This window comes from Nocardia sp. NPDC055053 (genome assembly GCF_053608285.1).
Genome location: NZ_JBSGVD010000009.1, coordinates 39,524 through 59,860, shown reverse-complemented (window position 1 = coordinate 59,860; position 20,337 = coordinate 39,524). Strand labels below are relative to the sequence as shown.

Here is a 20,337-nt window from a genome sequence, read left to right as displayed (position 1 = left end):
TGAGACAGAAAGGTCCCTCCGCGTGATTACGCGCATCTTCGGCATGTCCATCGTCATCACGGTGGTGTCGTTGGTCGTCGCCTACCTCTATGGTGGCCTGACCGCCCTCGCACTGTGCGCGATCCTCGGTATCCTCGAGGTGTCGCTGTCGTTCGACAACGCCGTCATCAACGCCACCGTCCTGGAACGGATGAGCGAGTTCTGGCAGCGGATCTTCCTGACCATCGGTGTCGTCATCGCCGTGTTCGGTATGCGTCTGGTGTTCCCGCTGGCCATCGTGTGGATCACCGCAGGGCTCGGTCCGATCGAAGCGTTCGACCTGGCGCTCAACCCACCGCCGGACGACGCACCGTACTTCCCCGACGGCAGCCCCAGCTACGAGACCCTGCTGACCGACGCGCATCCGCAGATCGCGGCGTTCGGTGGCATGTTCCTCGCGCTGCTGTTCCTGAACTTCATCTTCGAAGAGCGTGAGATCACCTGGCTGAGCTGGCTGGAGCGGCCGCTGGCCAAGGCGGGCAAGCTCGACATGCTGTCGGTGGTCGTGGCGGGCACCGGCCTGATCCTCGTCGCCGAGTTCCTGGCCAAGGAAGACGACCGTTCGACCGTGCTGGTCGCCGGTCTGCTCGGCATGATCGTCTACATCGCGGTCGACGGGCTCGGCTCGATGTTCCACACCGAGGAGCTCGAACACTCGCCGTCCGGCCCGTCGGGTCTGGTGAAGGCGACCGGTAAGGCCGCGTTCTTCCTGTTCCTGTACCTCGAGGTGCTCGACGCGTCGTTCTCCTTCGACGGCGTGATCGGCGCGTTCGCGATCACCTCCGACCCGATCATCATCGCGCTCGGCCTCGGCTTCATCGGCGCGATGTTCGTCCGGTCGATCACGGTGTACCTGGTCCGTCAGGGCACGCTCTCGGAGTACGTGTACCTCGAGCACGGCGCGCACTGGGCGATCGGCGCGCTGGCGACGATCCTGCTGATCTCGATCGGCGTGCACGTGGACGAGCTCATCACCGGTCTGGTCGGCGTGGCGTTCATCGGCGCGGCGTTCATCTCGAGCATCCTGCGCAACCGCAAGGACGAGCCCGACGCGGTGGACGAGTCCAAGGAAGCCGCACCGGTCAGCTGATCGGCGGCACGAACACGCGATAGCCACAGCGGCGGCGGATCCCGGATCGGGATTCGCCGCCGCTGTCGTTTCTCAGGCGACCGGCTGGAGTTCGTGTCGATCGAGGCGAGCGGCGGCCGATTCGGTCCGGCGCGCACCGCGCAGCCCGGCCCGCAGGAACACGAAGAACAGCACGATGAGCAGGGCGGAGCGCAGCCACACGCCGAACTGGACGATCCCCTCCATCAGCTCGACCCCCTCGCCCGCGCCCATCGCGTAGAAGTACCGGAAGACGCCGATCCCCACCGCCGCGTCGGCGACCAGATACGCCGCGACCAGCGACCACGGCACCCGCAGCAGCACCAGGAACGGAATTATCCACAGGGTGTACTGGGGTGAGTGGACCTTGTGGAAAAGCATGAATCCGCACAGCATCGCGCCGCTCACACCCACCCACGGGAAGGGCGAGGTCGGCGTCCAGCGGCGCAGGCCGAGCCACATCGCCAGCACGAAGGACGCCAGGATCAGCGCGGGCGAGGCGACGGCGACCATGTCGTGCCAGGTGGTTGTGGTCTCGGCGTCGCGGCCGAAGATGAGCCGATGTCCCCAGTACCAGATCGAGTTCGTGGTGATGTCGGCCTGGCGCATCTGCTGGAAGGTGATCGAGGCCCGCCAGCCCTCGACGCCCGCCATCACGAACGGCAGATTCACCGCGGCCACCGTGCCCATCGCCGCCAGCAGTGCCTGTGCCGCGCCGGCCACGTCCAGATCACGCACGCGCCGCGCGTCTTTCGGCGCGCCCTCGGTGAGGATGTAGAACGCCAGTGGCAGCAGGAAGATCCCCGGATAGATCTTGAAGCAGAAACCGATGGCGAGCAGTACCGCGGCGATGATCCCGCGGGTGCGTATCGACAGGCCGGTCAGCATGGACATCACGTAGACCGCCGCCACCGCGGTACACACGACCGGCAGTTCCCAGTTGTGGAAGGCATACAGCACCAACGGCGGGCCGATCGCCCACAGCAACGCGGCCGGGCCGGCCAACCGGGCCAGCATCCACGCTGTCAGCAGCGCGAACGGCGTGAGCAGCAGCGCCGAATGCCACAGGAAATCCGCGTCGTTGGTGACCCCGATCGCGCCCGCCCACATGAGCACGCCGCTGAGCACCGGATACTCCACCGCGCCGCCGGTGAGCGCGCCCTCCTCGGTGATCCCGCCGTCGACATACGGGAAGACGTGATTGTCGATATCGCGGCCGATCCAGAGGAACTGGATATCGGAATAGCAGACATCCATATCCTTGCGGACATCGAATACCTGGCTGCGACCGGTTTCATCGATCGCGCCGCCCGCGCATCGCGCCTTGTTGGCATAGGCCATCGCGAGGGTGAGCGCGCACAACAGCACGATCAGGAACGTCAGCGCCGTGGCCCGCGCCGCGCCACGTGCCGCGCGCTGCTGTGGGTCGGCTGTGGTCATATCGACCACATTATGCGGCGCGGCGACGATCCAGGAGTACACCCGCGGCGTAGATCGATTTCGCTGCTCAGGGCCCGCTCATGTAGCCTTACCGGGTTGCTGACGCAACGAACCCTCCTGCCATGGAAAGTCCATGGCCGTTTCCTAGTCCACAGGAGGTGATTGGTCCGTGCGTCATTATGAAGTGATGGTCATCCTCGACCCCAGCCTGGACGAGCGCATCGTCGGGCAGTCCCTGGATAACCTGCTCAACGTCGTCAAGACCGAGGGCGGCAAGGTCGACAAGGTCGACATCTGGGGCCGCCGCCGGCTCGCCTACGAGATCGCCAAGCAGGCCGAAGGCATCTACGCGGTCGTCGAACTGACCGCGACCCCGGCCACCGTGAGCGAGCTCGATCGCCAGCTGGGCCTGAACGAGACGGTGCTGCGCACCAAGGTTCTGCGCAACGACAAGTAGTCCGCAGAGCGAAATCTCGTTTTCGTCGGTGCCTATCTTTAGGCTCTAGCGCGACAGCGAGACGCGGACTGCACCCCGAGCAGGAGGAACCCCCATGGCAGGCGACACGGTCATCACCGTCATCGGAAATTTGACGGCAGACCCTGAGCTTCGTTTCACGCCCGCGGGCGCAGCGGTGGCGAATTTCACCGTCGCTTCGACTCCCCGCGTGTTCGATCGCAATTCGAACGAATGGAAAGACGGCGAGGCCCTGTTCCTGCGCTGCAACATCTGGCGTGAAGCAGCGGAGAACGTCGCCGAGAGCCTGACCCGAGGCGCTCGCGTGATCGTGAGCGGACGGCTCAAGCAGCGCTCCTACGAAACCCGCGAGGGTGAGAAGCGCACGGTCGTCGAGCTCGAGGTCGACGAGGTCGGCCCCTCGCTGCGCTACGCGACTGCCAAGGTCTCCAAGGCAGGTCGCGGCGGCGGAGGCGGTGGCTTCGGTGGCGGTTCCGGCAATGCCGGTGGTGGTGCAAGCGCAGGCGGCTACAACGCCAACAGTGGCGGCGGACAGTCGGGCGGCGGAAACGCAGGCAACGACGATCCGTGGGGTAGCGCGCCCGCGGCCGGCTCCTTCGGGGGCGGCGGCCGCATGGATGACGAACCGCCGTTCTGAGGAACGGCACTCATAGTACGGAGAGAAGACCATGCCTAAAGCGCCCGCGCGCGAAAAGGTGCTGAAGAAGAAGGCTTGCACTTTCTGCAAGGAGAGCAAGTCCGGAATCGTCAATATCGATTACAAGGACACCACGCTGCTGCGCAAGTACGTCAGCGATCGCGGCAAGATCCGTGCCCGCCGCGTCACCGGCAACTGCGTCCAGCACCAGCGTGATATCGCTGTCGCCGTCAAGAACTCGCGTGAGGTGGCCCTGCTGCCTTACGTGTCGACCGCTCGCTGAGAAAGGGAGTCAGACAGATGAAGCTCATCCTCACCGCTGATGTCGACAACCTCGGTGCCCCGGGCGATCTCGTCGAGGTCAAGGACGGCTACGGCCGCAACTACCTGCTGCCCCGCGGTCTGGCCATCGTGGCCACCCGTGGCGCCCAGAAGCAGGTCGAGGGCATCCGCCGGGCGCAGGACGCCCGCAAGGTGCGCGACCTCGATCACGCCAACGAGCTGAAGCAGGCCATCGAGGGCCTCGACTCGGTCTCGCTGGCCGTGAAGACCGCCGACAGCGGCAAGCTGTTCGGTTCGGTCACCACCGCCGATGTCGCCGGCGCCATCAAGGCCGCCGGTGGCCCCGTGGTGGACAAGCGCAGCATCGAGCTGCCGAAGTCGCACATCAAGGCGACCGGCAAGCACGGCATCGTGGTGCACCTGCACCCCGATGTGGCTGCCAAGTTCAACCTCGAGGTTGCCGCGAACTGAGTTCGCTGAGAACCACCCCTGTGTTCGACATGGGGGTGGTTTCTCGTTGCCTTTTCACGGCCGAAATCGAGATAACTGGACGTTAGCCTACGATCGCCCCGTGCGGGTCGCCCCAGGCGGCCGACGGTCGGCAATACGCTGACCTCCGGTTATTCAGCCTGTGGATGGTTGCGGAAACCGACCGGCAGATTTGTGACTCCAGTCATACCGTGCACCATCGCTGTTTACCCAACACGCCCGGCCGTTCACCTTGACCGACACGCCGGGACTTCTTTCATCCACAGGTGGAGAGTTGGGTAAAAGGGGGTCTAGCAGGGCGTTCCACCGCACTGACCTGGGTTTTCCCCACGTTTTCCACAGGAGCTGCACAACACTGGGTGAACTACCCCCAAGTTATCCACAGTTGTGTGCACATATCGGGTTGGCGGCGCCCGGATACGTCGCCTAGGTTCGTCGCATCGCCCTGCGCGCGACCCCGGGAATCACGCAGGCACCCGATTGCTGACATCCGTGTCGGTGCCCGGGAGTACAACGAGTTCATCGATGTGAAACCCCCGGTTCTGCGGGCAGAGAGGACGGTCGATTCTGGTGACCACCACCGGTGACCGCGCGCATACGGACTTCCCGCCCGAACCCCCCGGCGAGGACTTCGGCCGCCAGCCCCCGCACGACATGGCAGCGGAGCAGTCCGTCCTGGGTGGCATGCTGCTGAGCAAGGACGCCATCGCCGACGTGGTCGAGGTGCTGCGCCCCGGCGACTTCTACCGCCCCGCCCACCAGGCCGTCTACGACACCATCCTCGACCTGTACGGCCGCGGCGAACCCGCCGACCCCGTCACCGTCGCGGCAGGCCTCGACCGCCGCGGCGAACTCAAGCGCATCGGCGGCCCGCCCTACCTGGTCACCCTCACCCAGACCGTCCCGACGGCCGCCAACGCCGGTTTCTACGCCGAGATCGTCGCCGAGAAGGCCATCCTGCGCCGCCTCGTCGAAGCGGGCACCCGCATCGTCCAGTTCGGCTACGCGGGCGCCGACGGCCAGGACGTCGCCGAGGTGGTCGACCGCGCCCAGGCCGAGATCTACGAGGTCACCGAGCGCCGCACCACCGAAGACTTCACCCCGCTGGAAGAACTCCTCCAGCCCACCATGGACGAAATCGACTCCATCGCCTCCCGCGGCGGCATCTCCCTCGGCGTCCCCACCGGCTTCACCGAACTCGACGAACTCACCAACGGTCTGCACGCGGGCCAGATGATCATCGTCGCGGCGCGACCTGGTGTTGGTAAGGCACTGGCGCTGGACACGCCGCTGCCGACGCCGACCGGGTGGACGACCATGGGTGCCGTCCAGGTCGGCGACGAACTGCTCGACGCCACCGGTCGCCCCACCCGGGTGGTCGCGGCGACCGAGGTCATGACCGACCGGCCCTGCTACGAAGTCGAATTCTCCGACGGAACAGTGCTCGTCGCCGACGAGCAGCACCAGTGGCTCACCGATACCCGTGAATCCCGGCGTTCCGCACAGGAAGCGGCCGCAGGCCGACCGCGACGCAATCCGACCGTGGCCGGGGTTCGCACCACCGCCGAGATCGCGAATACCCTGCACTGCGCCACCGCGGACCGGCGTCTCAACCATTCGGTCACCAACAGCCGGCCGCTGCAGCTGCCCGCGCGCGATCTGCTGGTACCGCCGTACACCCTCGGCGCTTGGCTGGGCGACGGTACATCCGCGGCCGCGCAGCTCACCTGCTTCGACCCGGAGATCGTCGCGCGGATCGAGGGCGAAGGCATCGTCGCGGTGCCCTCGCCGTCGGCCCCCGGCCGCTATCAGCTGACGCTGCCCGCTCCCGAACCGGTGCAGGCCCGTACCTGCGTGGTGTGCGGCGCCGAGTTCGTGCCGTTCACCAGTGAGGTTCGCACGTGCGGTCGCTCCTGTGGTGGGAAGGCACGATTCGTTTCCGAGCCCGTCGCGGCTCCGACCTGCGCGCACTGCGGTGGTCCGTCGATCGGCCTCCGGCTGTGCCAGCCGTGCCGCAACTCGGTGGGCAGTGTGCAGGCGCGACTGCGTACCCTCTCGGTGCTGGGCGACAAGCACATCCCGACCGAATACCTGCGCTCGTCCGAAGCACAGCGCCGGGCATTGCTGGCCGGGCTCCTCGATACCGACGGGACCGTCACCCACGGCGGGTCGGTGCAGTTCGCCGTCACCGACGAACGCCTTTTCCGCGACGTCGAGGAACTCGTCGTCGGCCTCGGCTACCGCTGCGGGGTCAGCACGAAGCGGGTCCGCGGCCGGTCCGAGAAGTCTTCGACGTGCTACACCCTCACCTTCGCCACCGACGACGAGGTCTTCGGGCTGTACCGGAAAGCGCTGCTGCACAAGGAGCGTCGCGCCGCACACAACACGACACGGTCGAATTCCCGCTACATCGTGGATGTCCGGCGGATCGAATCGGTGCCGGTGCGCTGCGTCGAGGTCGACAACGCCGACCACCTCTATCTGGCCGGCCGCTCGATGGTGCCGACCCACAACTCCACGCTCGGCATGGATTTCATGCGGAGTTGCTCGATCAAGCATGGGATGGCGAGTGTCATTTTCTCGCTCGAGATGAGCCGGACCGAGATCGTCATGCGTCTGTTGTCGGCGGAGGCGAAGATCAAGCTCGGTGATATGCGGTCGGGGCGGATGAGTGATGACGACTGGACCAAGCTGGCTCGGCGGATGAGTGAGATCAGTGAGGCGCCGTTGTTCGTCGACGATTCGCCGAACTTGACCATGATGGAGATTCGGGCGAAGGCACGACGGCTCAAGCAGCGTCATGATCTGAAACTCGTTGTGGTGGACTACCTCCAGCTGATGAGTTCTGGAAAGAAAGTCGAATCCCGCCAGCAGGAAGTCTCCGAATTCTCACGGCACCTCAAGCTGCTGGCCAAGGAACTCGAAGTTCCGGTGATCGCGATCTCGCAGCTGAACCGTGGTCCGGAACAGCGAACGGACAAGCGGCCCATGGTGTCCGACCTCCGCGAGTCCGGCTCGCTGGAACAGGACGCCGACATGGTCATCCTGCTGCACCGCCCCGACGCCTTCGAACGCGACGACCCCCGCGGCGGCGAGGCCGACCTCATCGTCGGCAAGCACCGTAACGGCCCCACCGCCACCATCACCGTCGCCCACCAGCTGCACCTGAGCCGGTTCGTGGACATGGCCAGGGGCTGACGAAATGCCGCTCGCGGCAAAAGTCGGGACGACGAGCACCATGTTGGGATGTTGAGACAGCGACCTGCGGTTTTCATTTGTTGCTGAACGCGCCTGGTTGGGCCACCGGTGGTTTGCGCCTGCGTCTGGCTAGGCTGTGGAGCCGTGAGAACTCGGCTCAGGGCGGAGCGCGCATTGATAGCGGGCACCGCGGCGGCGTGGCTGGTCGCGTGTGGCGTGTCGACGCCCGATTCGCCGAGCTCGGTTCCCGGCTCTCACCTTGCCTGTGCCGAAAGCCGTTCAGCTGATGCGATGTTCACCAGTGAACCCGGAGAGGGAGGGTTCACAATTCAGGCTCCGCGCCTGCCGGGTTGGACCCAGCAGCACATGGAAGGATCTTCAGCAGGCTTCGTGCTCCACAGGTTCGACCCTCCCACAGAAGAATCCGATATGGGCACGGCGACTATCACGCTCACCGCCTTCAACCCGGTCGATACCGCTGACGCCGCGCTCACCAACCTCCGCACCCTCCGCGCGAGTGGCATCGAATTCTCCTACGAATCATCGAAATTGATGTTTCCGATCCAGATCAGGAGTCAGCTGAGGGCCGCTGATACGACGCGGTACGCGGCGGAGGTCCGCACGATTTTCGATGGCGTCCGCATCGTGCCGTAAGACCGCTCCGATCGCTGACCCTGCTCTGGCACAGAGCTCTGCACCGGAGCGGGATCGCGTTCTCCTCCTCGCACCGAGGACGGGCTTCGTGTCGGGTCAGTCGACGACGGCGTAGGCCTCCACCTCGACCAGGACGTCGGGTTCGAAGAGGTAGTCGACGCCGATGGCGGAGAGGGGTGGGAGGGGGTTGGGGAGGGCGAGTTCTTCGGTGACCTGGGTGATGCCGTCGAGGAAGTCGGTGTATTTGTCGGGGGTCCAGTTGGTGACGTAGAAGCGGAGGCGGACGACGTCGGCGAAGGTGGCGCCCGCGCCGGCCAGGCCGCGGGCGGTGTTGCGGAGGGATTGGGCGAGTTGGCCCGCGAGGTCGCCCTCGGCTACGCGGTTGCCATCGGCGTCGCGGGCGATTTGGCCTGCGACGTGGACGTGGCGGGTGCCGGCGCTGATCGAAACATGGTGGTACGGAACGGGGCCGAACATGTTCGGTGGGGTCATGAGCTGCACGGGCATGGGTGGTTCCCTTCACGATCGGACTAGGTATCCGATGTATACGTGGTATTCGAAGGGCACTTCAACGAGACTAGGTGTCATGCAGGAAACCGACGGGGTCCCCCAGCTCACCGCGCGGCATCGTGAGTTGCTCGATCAGATGCTCGACAAGTGGTCGTTGCAGATCATGGAGGCGCTCTGCGATCAGCCGTTGCGGTTCAACGAACTCCGCAGGGCGATTCCGGTGGTGACCCAGAAATCGCTCACGGCGGCGCTGCGGCGACTGGAACGCAATGGGATGGTCGAGCGGGTGGTCACCCAGACCCGGCCGGTCGCGGTCGAATACCGCATCTCCCCGATCGGCCGGACGCTGCAGGGACTCATCGACGCGCTGCTGCTCTGGACCACCGATACCTTGCCCGAGGTCGAACAGGCACGTGCCCGGTTCGACGACCTACAGCTGGAAGAGGCTCGATCGCGGTGAGGCGACGCCGGTGATCAGCGCGGGGCGAGGCGGTGCACGACGATGCCGGATTTGAAGGTGGTCGTCCCGAGCAATTCGAGGTGGGTGAGGTTCGCGTAGCCCTCGAAGAGCCGCTCACCCGCGCCCGCGATGGCAGGGAAGATCCAGAAGTGGTATTCGTCGACCAGTTTCGCCTCGAGCAACGCGTGCGACAGCGACCCGGTGCCGAACTTGAGAATGTCACGGCCGTCCTCCGCCTTGAGGGCGCGCACCGCGTCGACGATATCCCCTTGCAGGACAGTGGCGTTCCACGTCGCGTCCTGCTGGGTGAGGGTGCGGGACGCGACGAATTTGGGCATGGCGTTGATCCGGGCCGCATACGGATCATCCGCGGGGCGAGTCGGCCACACCTGCGCGAATCCGGCATAGGTTTCCCGGCCGAGCAGGAGCGCGTCCGAGGCGAACAGCAGCTCGGAGGCGTACTCGCTGTGCTCGGCATCCCAGTACGGCCCACCCCACTCGTGTGGCTCGCCGACGACCCCGTCGGTAGTGACGAAGGTGGATTCGATGATCTTGCGCATGGACGACCTTTCGATGCCGAGTGGATGTTCCCTCAGCATCGCCACCCGAAAACCCGCCGACAAGCGGTATTTCGGCAACGCAGCGCTAAGCGACATTCAACGATGCGCGGGTGATCCGGCGGCCTCGGCGATGGTCTCCAGGAACGGCCGCACCAGGAGGTTCTTTCCCACGGCGGGCCACAGGAGGCCGTAGTCGATCGGGGGCGCGTCGTGGATGGGCACGAAGACCATGTGCGGCCGGGTATAGAAGTCCTCGGCCCGGAGAGCGACGGTACTGACACCGACGCCCTGGCTGACGTGAACCAGCACCTCGGGCCAGAAGTTCGTGGCAGGACCCTGCGGTATCGGCCGCCCCGCTGGTGTCCGACGCGGAAAGTGGCAGTCCATCCAGTAACGCGGAACGCGTTCGTCGGCGATGGTGACCAGTGTCGCGTCGGCCAGATCCTCCATCGATACCGATTCCCGTTCCGCGAATGGATGCCCTTCGGGAATTATCAGTCCGCGCGGTTCGGAGAAGATGATCGAACCCGTGGTGATATCGGGTTCGACGATCGGGAACTCGGTGAGCTGCACATCGACTGCGCCCGAACGTATGCGGCCGAGCGGATCGACGAGCTGGATCTCCTCGATATCGACAACGGCGTTCGGAAAGCGAATCCGGAAGGCATCCGCCGCACGCACCACCAGATTCCCGCACCACGGCGCGGAAAACCCGACTGTGACGCGCTGTTCGACGCGGCCACGGCTCGCCGCGATGACGCTGGCCGAGATCTGGTCATAGGCGGGCCGCAACTCGTCGCGCAGTTGCTTGCCGAGCGGTGTGAGCCGCACGATGCGGCTGTTGCGCTCGAACAATGGTGCGCCGATGCGGCGTTCCAGCTTCTGAATCGTCTGGCTGATCCGGCTCGTCGTCACGCAGAGGCGCTCCGCCGTCCTGCCGAAGTGCAATTCCTCGGCGAGGGTGAGAAATGCCTCCAGTTCGAGACGTTCCAGCATGCCTATCCCATTCGTGAAGCGCCGCCTACTGTCAGGCGGGCCAGGTGAATTCGGGGTCGGTGATGTAGTCCTGACGGCGGGCGTCGAGGGCCATGGCGACCATCTGCTGCGCGCCGGGCCCGATGATCTTGCGCAGCGGTGGGTTCGGGTCGTCGACGAGGGCCAGCAGGCCGGCGGCGGCGACTTCCGGTGCGGCTTCTACCCATTCGTTGTCGGCCGCTGGTTCGGTCGCCGTGTCCTCGGCGGCCGGGGCCGACATGTCCGGGTAGTCCGGCATGCCGAGAATGGATTCGCGGACCGCGGAATACGCCGGGATCCCGTCGGCGAACTTCATGCTCGACTTGGCCCAGTCGGTGTCGAAGCCGCCCATCTGGGCGAGGGTGACCTTGATGCCGAAGGGGCGCAGTTCGTCGGCGAGGGAGGCGCTGAAGCCTTCGAGTGCCCACTTACTGGCGTTGTACATGCTGAACAGCGGCAGGGAGCCGACCGCGCCGACCGTCGAGATCTGCACGATGTGGCCGGACGCCTGCGCGCGCAGGTACGGGAGCGCGGCCTGCGAAACCCACAGGGCGCCATAGAAGTTGGTGTCCATCTGGTCGCGGATCTGGGTTTCGGTCAGTTCCTCGAGCGCGCCGACGAGTCCGTAGCCCGCGTTGTTGACGAGGACGTCGATGCGGCCGGTGACGTCGAACGCCTTGGCCACCGTGGCGAATACCTGATCGCGGTCACGCACGTCGAGGGGCAGCACCGTGAGTCGCGCATCGGTGAGGTCGGACATGGTGCGCGGGTCGCGAGCGGTCGCGACGACGGTGTCGCCGGCGGCCAGCGCCGCGACGGTGAACGCGCGGCCGAGACCGCGATTGGCGCCGGTGATGAACCAGGTTCTGGGCATGTGCGCTCCTCCAGTGATGGCACGAGACGTTGCGTCTCGCTGATGTAAAGAACTTTGCATGGTGTCGACCCGGTTGTCAAGACGAGACGTGTCGTCTTGTTGGATCCCGGAGGCGCCGTGTTCCTTGCCTGCGGCCCGCGAAGCGCCGAGGGTCCTACACGGATTCGCCTAGGGATCGCTGACTGTGTCCCGCGGGCGCCGCGACAGTTCGGCCCGCATCTGCAGGAATCGGAACAGCCCTGGCCGGCCGATGACGGCTTCGTAGCGGTCGACGACCTCGTCCACGAAGACGGGCACGTCGGCGGCGGGTAGACGGGCGGTCCAGTCCGCGAATCCGACCGTGCACCAGCGGGCGAAGGCTTCGCGGGAGCCGAAGTCCCATTCGCGGTCGGTCACGGATCGCGCGGTGACCTCGAGGTCCGCACTCGCCGCGATCGTGGTCAGCGCGCCGGGTTCGATATGCACGTAGGGGCGCGCGAATTCGGCGAACGCTGCCGACCAGCGACCATCTCTGGTGACCGCCATCGCGATGTCCTCGACGCTCGGGCGCCGCCCGGCACAGACATACTGCACGAGCACCCGTCCGCCGGGTGCGAGGGCCGCGGCGATGTGCCGGTAGGCGGTCTCCTGGTCGGCCACCCAGTGCAGGGCGTTGAACGAGACGACGAGGTCGAACTCGCTGGTGAAGGTCACGGTCGTGACATCGCCGACCTGGAAGTCGACGTTCGTGAGCTGGTCGTCGGCCGTGCGGGCGGCTTCGATCATCCGCGGTGACGGGTCGACGCCGAGCACGGAACCGCCGGGCACCCGCGCCGCGATCAGGCGCGTCACATAGCCGTCGCCACAACCCACATCGAGCACCCGCTCGGCGCCCGCGACCGTGACGGACTCCACCGCGTCCGTCGCCATCGCCCGCTGGAGTGCGCTGATATGGGCGTAGCCGGCGCCGTCCCAGTCCGCCATCGGCTACGACCCGCCTTGCGGCGGAACATCTTTCTCGACCGGTGGGGCGTCGTCCGGGGCGAGGTACGCGCCGATCTTGCGGAACAGCGCGTCACCTCCGTTCGAGTAGCCGCCCGAGGAGCTGAACGCCTGGGGTAGGAAGGTGACGGCGACCGCGATCGCGATCTTTTGCGACGGCAGGTAGGCGTTGACCGCGGCACCGCCGAAGAACAGTGGGTTCTGGTAGGACCAGTCGCCGGTGAGCCACAGGCCGAGACCATAGGTCTGGAAATCGTCGAGCGGTCGGCAGTTGACGCAACCGGGGACCGTTGTCGTCTTGCCGCGCAGGTCCGTGGTCGTCATCGCCCGGTACGACTCCTCGGACAGCAGTTCGCCGCTGCCGATCGCGACGGCACTGCGCTCCAGGTCGTAGATGTTGCTCGTCTGGATCGCACCGTGACTGATCGTCCACGACGGATTCCAGTAGGTCGATTCCTCGTAGAACGGGACGTCGGGCGCCAATTCGAAGTACTCGCGGCGTTCCGAGGTGAACGAGTGCAGGACCGGCTCGGGGATGTAGGGCGTGAGGTTCGGCACGGTGTTCTTCAGGTCGAGCGGGCCGAGGACCTTCTCCTGCAAGGCATCCGCGAGCGATTTACCCGTGACCTTCGCCAGCACCAACCCGAGGAGTACATAGTTGGTGTGCGCGTAGGCCCAGTTGGTTCCCGGCTCGAACCACAGTGGGTCGTTGATCGCGAGCGCGAGTTGTTCCTCGGTGGTCCACGCCTTGTACGGATCCGCGAAAGCGATCTCCGCGAATTTCTCGTTCCCGAGCACGAAATCGTGATAGCCCGAAGTCATCTGGGCCAGCTGACGCAGATTCACGCGGTCGGCAGCGGGAATGCCGGGCAGGTATTTCGAGAGCTTGTCGTCGAGGCTCAGTTTCCGCTCGTCGGCCAGGATCAGCAGCAGGGTCGACACGTAGGAGATCGCGACCGCGCCGTTGCGGAAATGCATGTCGGTGGTGGCGGGCACGCCCGTCATGGACTCACCTCGGGCCGCGGTGACGATCTCCTTGCCGTCGACCGTCACGCGCACGATCACCGACTTCAGGTGGGCTTGCGCCATGTAATCGTCGACGATCTTCATGATGGCCTCGGCTTTCGCCGGGTCAGCACTGGAGAACGTCGGGTGCGAGCTCGAATCCTTCGCAGTGTCGTTCGATGAGCATGCCGCCGCCAGGAGGCCGAGCGTGCAGACGAACACCAGAACGCTCCGAGAAACGGACATTGGTCACCTTCCTGGTTACCTGAAGAATCCGACTGCCCTGGTGTCCTCCGAAATGTGGATCGAGCGAATAGCCGATTCTATCCGCGCGGTGCGGTGTCAGCGGGGGCGTCAGGTGCGTGTCAGGTCGGTGTCAGGTCGGGTCGTGAAAGTAGTCGCTATCACGAAGGACGAACCGAAGGGGTGATCGCGACATGACCGCGCAGCACACGAACCGCACCGAATCGAAGAACACCGCGTGGAGCGGCATGGTGGCCGTCGACGATACGGCGCTGGCCGTCACCGACAGCGGTGGTGACGGGATCCCGGTGGTCTACCTCAACGGGCAGTTCGCTACCCAGGGGTACTGGCGCAAGACCATTGCCGAGCTCGGGCCGGGGTTCCGGCACATCACCTACGACGAGCGGGCGCGTGGCAGGAAGTCGAAGTTGTCCGCCGACTATTCCTTCGAGGCCGCCGTGCGTGATGTCGACGCGGTGCTCGCGGCGAGAGGCGTCGAGCGGGCGCTGGTGGTCGGCTGGTCCTACGGCGCTGTCGTCGGGGCGCATTGGGCCGAACGGAATCCGGAACGGGCCATCGGCGCGGTTCTCGTCGACGGCGCGTTTCCGTACGACTGGCTCGACGATGCCATGGAGCAGCGGATTCGCACGCTGTTCAAGCGGTTGAGCTGGTTCATGCCGTTGCTGCGTCCGACCGGGCTGGCCCCGCGGATGACCGCCGCGCAGCAGGCCGAGAGCAATATCGAGCTCGGCAAGCTCTCCCGCACGAGCGAGCTGGGTCCGGTGCTGGACGCGATCACCGTCCCGGTGCGGTATGTGGTCGCCTCCGGCACGTCGTTCGGTAGCAAGCGCGACGAGCAGGAAAAGATCCGCAGCGGGCTCGACGCGGCGACCAACCGCAACCCGAACGTCCGCATCGTGGCTAAGGTGCCCAGCAATCACGGTGCCATCCTGCGCAAGGACTTCCGGGCCATCGCCGACTCGGTGCGCGAAGTCGCTGGACTCGACCAGGCACGGAAGTAAGAAGGTAGGAGGCGAGCATGACTGCGCTGCTGCACGAACGGTTCGACGAGTTGCGGAATACCCTGCCGCACATCCGGCTCGGATCCGGGCCGACTCCGGTGCGCGAGCTTTCCGGGCTTTCCGAGGGGACAGCGCAGTTATGGCTCAAGGACGACGGTCTTTTCGGAGACGGCGGGTGGGGTGGAAACAAGGTCCGCAAGCTCGAATGGCTGATTCCCGACGCGCTGCGGCGGGGTCGGCGGACGATCTTCACTGTCGGTGGGCTAGGGACGAATTGGGGACTCGCCACCGCGTTGTACGCGAAGGAGTATGGGCTGAAGACGGCGCTGGCGCTGGTCGATCAGCCGGTCGACGAGCATGTCCGTGCTCAGCTCGAGCGGCTCGAACGTAGCGGTGCCACACTGCATTTCACCCATTCGAAGGCGCGCACGATCGCCGCGGTCCCCTACCTGCTCGCGAGACATTCGGCAGGCGGCAAACTTCCGTATCTGCTGCCAGCGGGCGGGTCGTCGACCGTCGGCGTGCTCGGCTATGTGGAGGCGGCGCTGGAACTGGCCGATCAGGTCGCCGCGGGCGCGCTGCCGGAACCGACACATGTCGTCACCGCGATCGGATCGGGTGGGACCGCGGCCGGGCTGCTGCTCGGGCTCGAGCTCGCTGGGCTGTCGACCCGGGTGGTCGGGGTGGTCGTCAACGATCAGCTCCGGCTGGACGCCCCCACTTTGCTGCGGTCCGCGCGACGGACCGAGGCGCTGCTGCGCAAGCGTGGCGCACGGCTGCCGCGGCTCGCGCTCACACCCGACCGGCTGATCCTCGTCGAGGACCAGCTCGGCGCGGGCTACGGTCACCCCACCGAGCGGGGTGAGCGTGCCCGCGCGCTCACCGCCGGCGCCGGGCTGATCCTCGAGCCCGTCTATACCGCGAAGGCCATGGCGGCCACCCTCGCCCTGGATGCCGGCGGTGAGCTGGGCGACGGTCCTGTCGTCTTCCTGAACACCAACGGACCCCGCCCGCGCCACCGGTAGCCAGGCGCGGTGATAATGCTGCCACGCTGGGACATTGGCGTTAGCCGGGCCGCAGGGAACGAAGCCGGTCGTCCAGGCCGGGCGGTCGAGTTGCCGAGGGGTCGCCACTGTACTCTCCCCGGCTATGACAACGATCACAGCTGCGGTACCTGCGGATGACACTGCGCGGCCGGACACGTCGCGCGGGGATCTGCACTCTATTGGCCGGTTGAGTTCGTTCAGGCCCCGGGTGGCACACGCCTCGTTGATCGTTACCGGAGTGGTGGCCGTCAATTCGTTTCAAATGTCGTTCACCGCTTTACATGATCTATCGATACGAAATCTGGTCCCGCCCGAACTCGCGGCGAACGTGCCGATCGCCATAGCCGGTTTGGTCGTCGCGTCCATCATCGCCACCGCCTCGTTCCGGCAGTGGAGCGCGGCCTGGTGGTACGCGACGGCCTTGTTCGCCTTCTCGACCTTGATTTCTGTTTCCGGAAATATCCAGTACGCCAACGAGATCGGTGGCGGTGCCGTGGCGATGGCGATCTACGCCGGCATGCCGTTGACGATGCTGTTCGCCGTGCATCTCACGCTGATGCTCTGGGAACGCGGCCGGCAGATCTCGGCTGAACGCAGTGCCGAGGCCGCGGAACCGGAGTGCACCGTCGCACCCGTCGAGGTGGAGGTGGAGGTGCCGAAGGTCTACCCGCTCGACAACACCGGGCCGCTGTTCACCCGACGGCAGACCACCGGTGTCGGATCGCCGCACTGGCCGACGTCCGTGGATGTCATCGACGGACCCCAGTTCACTACAACCGGCATACGTTTCTGACGATGCACGCCGCTCGACGTTCGCAGTCACCCCACCACCACTCGAGGGAGCAGAAAATGGCGATGACAGTGTGGCAGGACCAAGGTCTGGAACAGTTTCGGGAACTCGCGATCCGATTGGCTTCGATCATCCAGAGCAGCCTGGACCGATCGGGTTCGATGACCCAGCTCACCGAAGCGATCGGCAACGCGGAGGCATTCACCGATCTGATGATCGAATATTCCGGACGCTGGTTCATCGAGACCGGTGGCCGCTCGACCCTGATGGGGCCGGAACTGTTCTGGATGCTGTCCGAGCCGGGACCACGGCGCGTCGCCGCGGCCGGAGTACGCGGTCAGGAAACATCTGCCGAACCCGAGCTCAGCGGCGGACAGCGTGGCCGCAAATTGCTGTTGATCTGCGTTTTCGAAGCGCTCGCGCACACCCAGTGGCTGCCGGAGGGAATGGCGGACCATCCGGTGACGAACGGAAGCGGAATAGGCTGACCTACCACCGAGAATCCGCCCACCCCGGAGACGTTGCGGTAGCCGAATGTTTCCGGGCTGGGAGGTGGTGGGACCGGTTGACCGGGCCGGGTGCCCCTGGAACCGGGGGCAATGGTTCCTGTTCGCGGCAGTAACGATCTTGCCAGGTGGGACGACAAAGGTCGTGACAAACGGCCCGTCGGGGGGCCTGCCCACCTGTAGGTCATTCGAACGGGATCAGAATATGAAACTGCGCGAGTTCCTTGCGAAACATCGCATAGCTTCGGCTGTCGCCGCACCGGCGGCGCTGGGTGTCGCGGCCATTGTCGCCGCGTCGTTCGCGGTGACGTCGCAGCCAGAGTCCCCCACCTACCAGCTGACCACCTCGGTCACCGAGTGCCGCGAGATGGTGACCATCTCGGTGGCCGGTCGCAACGACACCCCGGTCGAGGGCACCACGGCGATGCTGCTCGACGCCAACGGCAACCCGCTACCCGCGGCGCTGTCGGGAGATCACAGCAGCGTGTGGGTCGACCCGGTGGTGAACGCGCCACGGGACGACCTGGCCGAGGGCCAGTACGCGGCGATCTACATCGCCTACCCGGCGGACATGCGGACCTACGAGGACGCGGTCAACCAGGGCGTCGCCAACACCCAGCAGGTGATGCGCGAGATCTCCGCCGCCTGCCCGGACACCAAGTTCTCCATCGTCGGCTACAGCGAGGGCGCCGACGTGGTGCGCCGCGTCGCCGAGGGTATCGGCAACGACAACCCCGCGGACGGCTACTCGGTCGTCGACCCGGACGACGTGCTCGGCGTGGTGATGTTCGCCGACGCCGGTCGCAAGGCGGGCGACGGCACGTTCATCGGCGCCGAGGACCCGTTCGCGAACCCGGACAACTTCGACCAGAAGTACCAGAACGGCACCAAGCCGATCTCGGGCCAGGGTGTGACCACCGGCGGCGGCTTCGGCGCGCTCAACGGCAAGATCGCCTCGTTCTGCTCCGAGGGCGACCTCACCTGCGCGGCACCGGAGAACATCTCCCTGCTGCAACTGGCCGCCAATGTCGGCAGGCAGATCAATGTCGACGACCTGCAGCGCGACGGCCTGACCCCGGCCACCGGCCAGGACATGGCCTTCACGCTCGGCCGGATCGCGATGGCGGCGTTCTCCGACATCGCCGCCAACCCGAACTGGATGGCCAGCGACGAGACTTTCCTCGACGTGCTGCTGAAGGTGTCGGATCCGGACTACAAGCAGGGCGAGACCAAGGCGCCAGCCAAGGTCGACACCATCGCCGGTGAGCAGATCTCGCCGCTGGCGTACCTGCCGCAGAAGGTGTTCAACGAGATCGTCGGGCTGATCGTGACGAACCAGAACACGATCCCGGTGGCGATGAACGATCCGTACCAGCTGACCCTCGGCCCGAACGGCACCGGTCATCACTTCGACTACTGGCGTGACTCCGACGCGGCCAACGGCAAGCCGCTGACCTCGGCCGAGTACGCGGCGGCGTGGCTGACCCACCTGGCCAAGCAGGCGCAGGCAGGCGAGAAGGTGGACACCAAGGCCGCGCCCACCGACGACGATGTGACCGCGGCGCTGGCCGCGCCGACGAAGCCGGCAACGACCACCACCGCGGCTGCGCCGAGCACAACGACGGCGAAGTCGACGACCACGGCCAAGACGACGTCACCGACCACCACGTCGACGACGAGCACGACCACTTCGACCACGACGGTCGCCCCGTCCACGACGACGCCGTCGACCACGACGCCGGCTCCCGCACAGGAACCGGCGACGAACCAGGCCGCGGCGCCCGAGCCGACGACCACCACGGCGGCGCCGGCACCGACCACCACCACGGTGGCGCCGACCACGACCGTCGCGCCGACGACAACCACCCCGGCTCCGGCGAACTGATCGAGACCGGACAATCCCCGGTGGGCCACGCAGCCCACCGGGGATTGCCGTTTCCCGGCACCGACACTCCGGGCGACATCGCCAGGCAACGCGCCGATCATGATGACTGTGCGGTGCCTCGGTGCAATGATCGGCGGGTGACTCAGTGGCTCCCACTCCTCGGTTCGCTCGTCGTCGCCGCCGCAGTTCTGGTCGGTGTCATCGCCAACAACCGCACTCACCGCGACGGCATCGCCGCGGCCGACGAGCGCGGCAGGCAGGCACTCGACGCCGCGCAGCGCAATGTCGAGCTGTCGAACATGGTGGGTGACCAGCGCGATCACGAGGCGTGGCGCCGGGAGGCCGTGCTCGCCGCGGTCGCCTCGATCCTGGAGACCTCGGCCTCGGTGCGCGCCGATCTGACCAACTGCGGGGAATGGGATCTCGTCACCCCGGAGGAGATCGACAGCGTCGGCGCGCAGATCCACAAGGTGATCTGGGATCGCCCGAACGGCATGCTGACTCGATTGCGGGTCGTCGCGCACCGCCGGATTCCGAACAAGTGCGAAGACCTGCTGCGCACTCTCACCGCCGCCCAGCACATCACCATGCAGCGGCTGAAGCTGCACATCGATGTGGAGGCCACGGTCGAGGAGCTCGAGGAGATGGCGTCGCTGTGGCAGAAGGCGATGCGCCATGCCGCCGAGCAGGAGCGGGCGCTGGTGGAGACGACGCGGATCGAACTCGGCATCGACATCGCGACGAAAGGCCCTGCGGTTCCGCCGGTTCCGGCGCCGGTACCGCCGGTGGCCGAGCCGGCGGCTGAGCCAGTGGCCGAAACCCCGGTCGAGGAAGCGGCTTTCGAGCAGGAAGCTGAGGCGCAGACCGCCGAGCTACGCGTGGCCGAGGTCGTCGAGGACGTTGTCGAGGCCAGGCAGGCCGAGCCCGCCCAGGTCTGACCTCGGCCGAATCCAGCCCAGGCCGCTTCTTTTCCGCCGCGCGGCGGATGGTGTCGCCGTTCAGCTGACGCGACACCGAACGCCCGGGTAACTTGGAAGGCGGCACGCGATACGTCGCGTTGCCGACCCGACAGCGTGGTCGATTGTCTACAGACTTGCACCGAACCACTCTCGTCAGGGG

Annotated in this window: 21 protein-coding genes; 14 read left to right on the top strand and 7 right to left on the bottom strand. The window is 66.1% G+C overall.

Annotation, left to right across the window (positions count from 1 at the left end):
• Positions 1 to 22: 22 nt before the first annotated feature.
• Positions 23 to 1,129: a DUF475 domain-containing protein gene (locus ACWF82_RS11935; RefSeq protein WP_452500479.1), complete on the top strand. Its 1,107-nt coding sequence runs from the start codon at positions 23 to 25 to the stop codon at positions 1,127 to 1,129.
• A gap of 72 nt (positions 1,130 to 1,201) precedes the next feature.
• Here ACWF82_RS11935 and ACWF82_RS11930 read toward each other — a convergent pair whose 3' ends face one another.
• The gene (locus ACWF82_RS11930; RefSeq protein WP_452500477.1) at positions 1,202 to 2,587 is read right to left on the bottom strand and encodes a glycosyltransferase family 87 protein; all 1,386 of its coding nucleotides are present in this window, start codon (positions 2,585 to 2,587) and stop codon (positions 1,202 to 1,204) included.
• A 169-nt stretch (positions 2,588 to 2,756) separates the two neighbouring features.
• Between ACWF82_RS11930 and rpsF the strand changes: the two genes are divergently transcribed.
• The 6 genes from rpsF to ACWF82_RS11900 all read left to right on the top strand — a co-directional run bounded on the left by rpsF (position 2,757) and on the right by ACWF82_RS11900 (position 8,322).
• Positions 2,757 to 3,044: a 30S ribosomal protein S6 gene (gene rpsF / locus ACWF82_RS11925; RefSeq protein WP_022565973.1), complete on the top strand. Its 288-nt coding sequence runs from the start codon at positions 2,757 to 2,759 to the stop codon at positions 3,042 to 3,044.
• A gap of 94 nt (positions 3,045 to 3,138) precedes the next feature.
• Positions 3,139 to 3,699, top strand: coding sequence for a single-stranded DNA-binding protein (locus ACWF82_RS11920; protein ID WP_019050000.1), 561 nt, complete (start codon positions 3,139 to 3,141; stop codon positions 3,697 to 3,699).
• A 31-nt stretch (positions 3,700 to 3,730) separates the two neighbouring features.
• Positions 3,731 to 3,982: a 30S ribosomal protein S18 gene (gene rpsR, locus ACWF82_RS11915; RefSeq protein WP_019050001.1), complete on the top strand. Its 252-nt coding sequence runs from the start codon at positions 3,731 to 3,733 to the stop codon at positions 3,980 to 3,982.
• 17 nt (positions 3,983 to 3,999) lie between these two features.
• Positions 4,000 to 4,452, top strand: a complete 453-nt coding sequence (rplI, locus tag ACWF82_RS11910; protein WP_452500474.1) for a 50S ribosomal protein L9 — start codon at positions 4,000 to 4,002, stop codon at positions 4,450 to 4,452.
• 588 nt (positions 4,453 to 5,040) lie between these two features.
• Positions 5,041 to 7,668, top strand: coding sequence for a replicative DNA helicase (gene dnaB, locus ACWF82_RS11905; RefSeq protein WP_452500472.1), 2,628 nt, complete (start codon positions 5,041 to 5,043; stop codon positions 7,666 to 7,668).
• A gap of 144 nt (positions 7,669 to 7,812) precedes the next feature.
• On the top strand, positions 7,813 to 8,322 hold the full coding sequence (locus tag ACWF82_RS11900; protein ID WP_452500470.1) for a hypothetical protein: 510 nt from the start codon (positions 7,813 to 7,815) through the stop codon (positions 8,320 to 8,322).
• Positions 8,323 to 8,418: 96 nt separating this feature from the next.
• On the opposite strand, the gene ACWF82_RS11895 is transcribed toward ACWF82_RS11900, so the two are convergent.
• Complete coding sequence (locus tag ACWF82_RS11895; protein ID WP_452500468.1) at positions 8,419 to 8,829, bottom strand: Rid family hydrolase; 411 nt, start codon at positions 8,827 to 8,829, stop codon at positions 8,419 to 8,421.
• A gap of 79 nt (positions 8,830 to 8,908) precedes the next feature.
• On the opposite strand from ACWF82_RS11895, the gene ACWF82_RS11890 reads away from it, so the two are divergent.
• Positions 8,909 to 9,292 carry a winged helix-turn-helix transcriptional regulator gene (locus tag ACWF82_RS11890; RefSeq protein ID WP_452500466.1) on the top strand — a complete coding sequence of 128 codons (384 nt, stop codon included), beginning with the start codon at positions 8,909 to 8,911 and terminating at the stop codon, positions 9,290 to 9,292.
• A 14-nt stretch (positions 9,293 to 9,306) separates the two neighbouring features.
• On the opposite strand, the gene ACWF82_RS11885 is transcribed toward ACWF82_RS11890, so the two are convergent.
• The 5 genes from ACWF82_RS11885 to ACWF82_RS11865 all read right to left on the bottom strand — a co-directional run bounded on the left by ACWF82_RS11885 (position 9,307) and on the right by ACWF82_RS11865 (position 13,972).
• Positions 9,307 to 9,852, bottom strand: coding sequence for a dihydrofolate reductase family protein (locus ACWF82_RS11885; RefSeq protein WP_452500464.1), 546 nt, complete (start codon positions 9,850 to 9,852; stop codon positions 9,307 to 9,309).
• Between the two features lie 96 nt (positions 9,853 to 9,948).
• Positions 9,949 to 10,848: a LysR family transcriptional regulator gene (locus ACWF82_RS11880; protein ID WP_452500462.1), complete on the bottom strand. Its 900-nt coding sequence runs from the start codon at positions 10,846 to 10,848 to the stop codon at positions 9,949 to 9,951.
• 31 nt (positions 10,849 to 10,879) lie between these two features.
• A complete protein-coding gene (locus tag ACWF82_RS11875; protein WP_452500460.1) occupies positions 10,880 to 11,740 on the bottom strand; it encodes an SDR family NAD(P)-dependent oxidoreductase in 861 nt (286 codons plus the stop codon).
• A 168-nt stretch (positions 11,741 to 11,908) separates the two neighbouring features.
• Positions 11,909 to 12,703, bottom strand: a complete 795-nt coding sequence (locus tag ACWF82_RS11870; RefSeq protein WP_452500458.1) for a class I SAM-dependent methyltransferase — start codon at positions 12,701 to 12,703, stop codon at positions 11,909 to 11,911.
• Between the two features lie 3 nt (positions 12,704 to 12,706).
• Positions 12,707 to 13,972 (bottom strand): serine hydrolase domain-containing protein, encoded by a 1,266-nt coding sequence (locus ACWF82_RS11865; protein WP_452500456.1) that lies wholly within the window; start codon positions 13,970 to 13,972, stop codon positions 12,707 to 12,709.
• A 191-nt stretch (positions 13,973 to 14,163) separates the two neighbouring features.
• Here ACWF82_RS11865 and ACWF82_RS11860 point away from each other — a divergent pair, with 191 nt between their 5' ends.
• The 6 genes from ACWF82_RS11860 (at position 14,164) to ACWF82_RS11835 (ending at position 20,156) form a co-directional block, all read left to right on the top strand.
• Positions 14,164 to 14,991 carry an alpha/beta fold hydrolase gene (locus tag ACWF82_RS11860; RefSeq protein WP_452500454.1) on the top strand — a complete coding sequence of 276 codons (828 nt, stop codon included), beginning with the start codon at positions 14,164 to 14,166 and terminating at the stop codon, positions 14,989 to 14,991.
• A gap of 17 nt (positions 14,992 to 15,008) precedes the next feature.
• Positions 15,009 to 16,016 carry a 1-aminocyclopropane-1-carboxylate deaminase/D-cysteine desulfhydrase gene (locus tag ACWF82_RS11855; RefSeq protein WP_452500452.1) on the top strand — a complete coding sequence of 336 codons (1,008 nt, stop codon included), beginning with the start codon at positions 15,009 to 15,011 and terminating at the stop codon, positions 16,014 to 16,016.
• A gap of 124 nt (positions 16,017 to 16,140) precedes the next feature.
• Positions 16,141 to 16,830, top strand: coding sequence for a DUF2637 domain-containing protein (locus ACWF82_RS11850; protein WP_452500450.1), 690 nt, complete (start codon positions 16,141 to 16,143; stop codon positions 16,828 to 16,830).
• Between the two features lie 56 nt (positions 16,831 to 16,886).
• On the top strand, positions 16,887 to 17,315 hold the full coding sequence (locus tag ACWF82_RS11845) for a hypothetical protein (protein WP_379306769.1): 429 nt from the start codon (positions 16,887 to 16,889) through the stop codon (positions 17,313 to 17,315).
• A 223-nt stretch (positions 17,316 to 17,538) separates the two neighbouring features.
• The gene (locus ACWF82_RS11840; RefSeq protein WP_452500448.1) at positions 17,539 to 19,218 is read left to right on the top strand and encodes a cutinase family protein; all 1,680 of its coding nucleotides are present in this window, start codon (positions 17,539 to 17,541) and stop codon (positions 19,216 to 19,218) included.
• Positions 19,219 to 19,355: 137 nt separating this feature from the next.
• Entirely contained in the window at positions 19,356 to 20,156 is an 801-nt protein-coding gene (locus tag ACWF82_RS11835; protein WP_452500446.1) for a hypothetical protein, read from the top strand.
• The last annotated feature ends 181 nt before the right edge of the window (positions 20,157 to 20,337 follow it).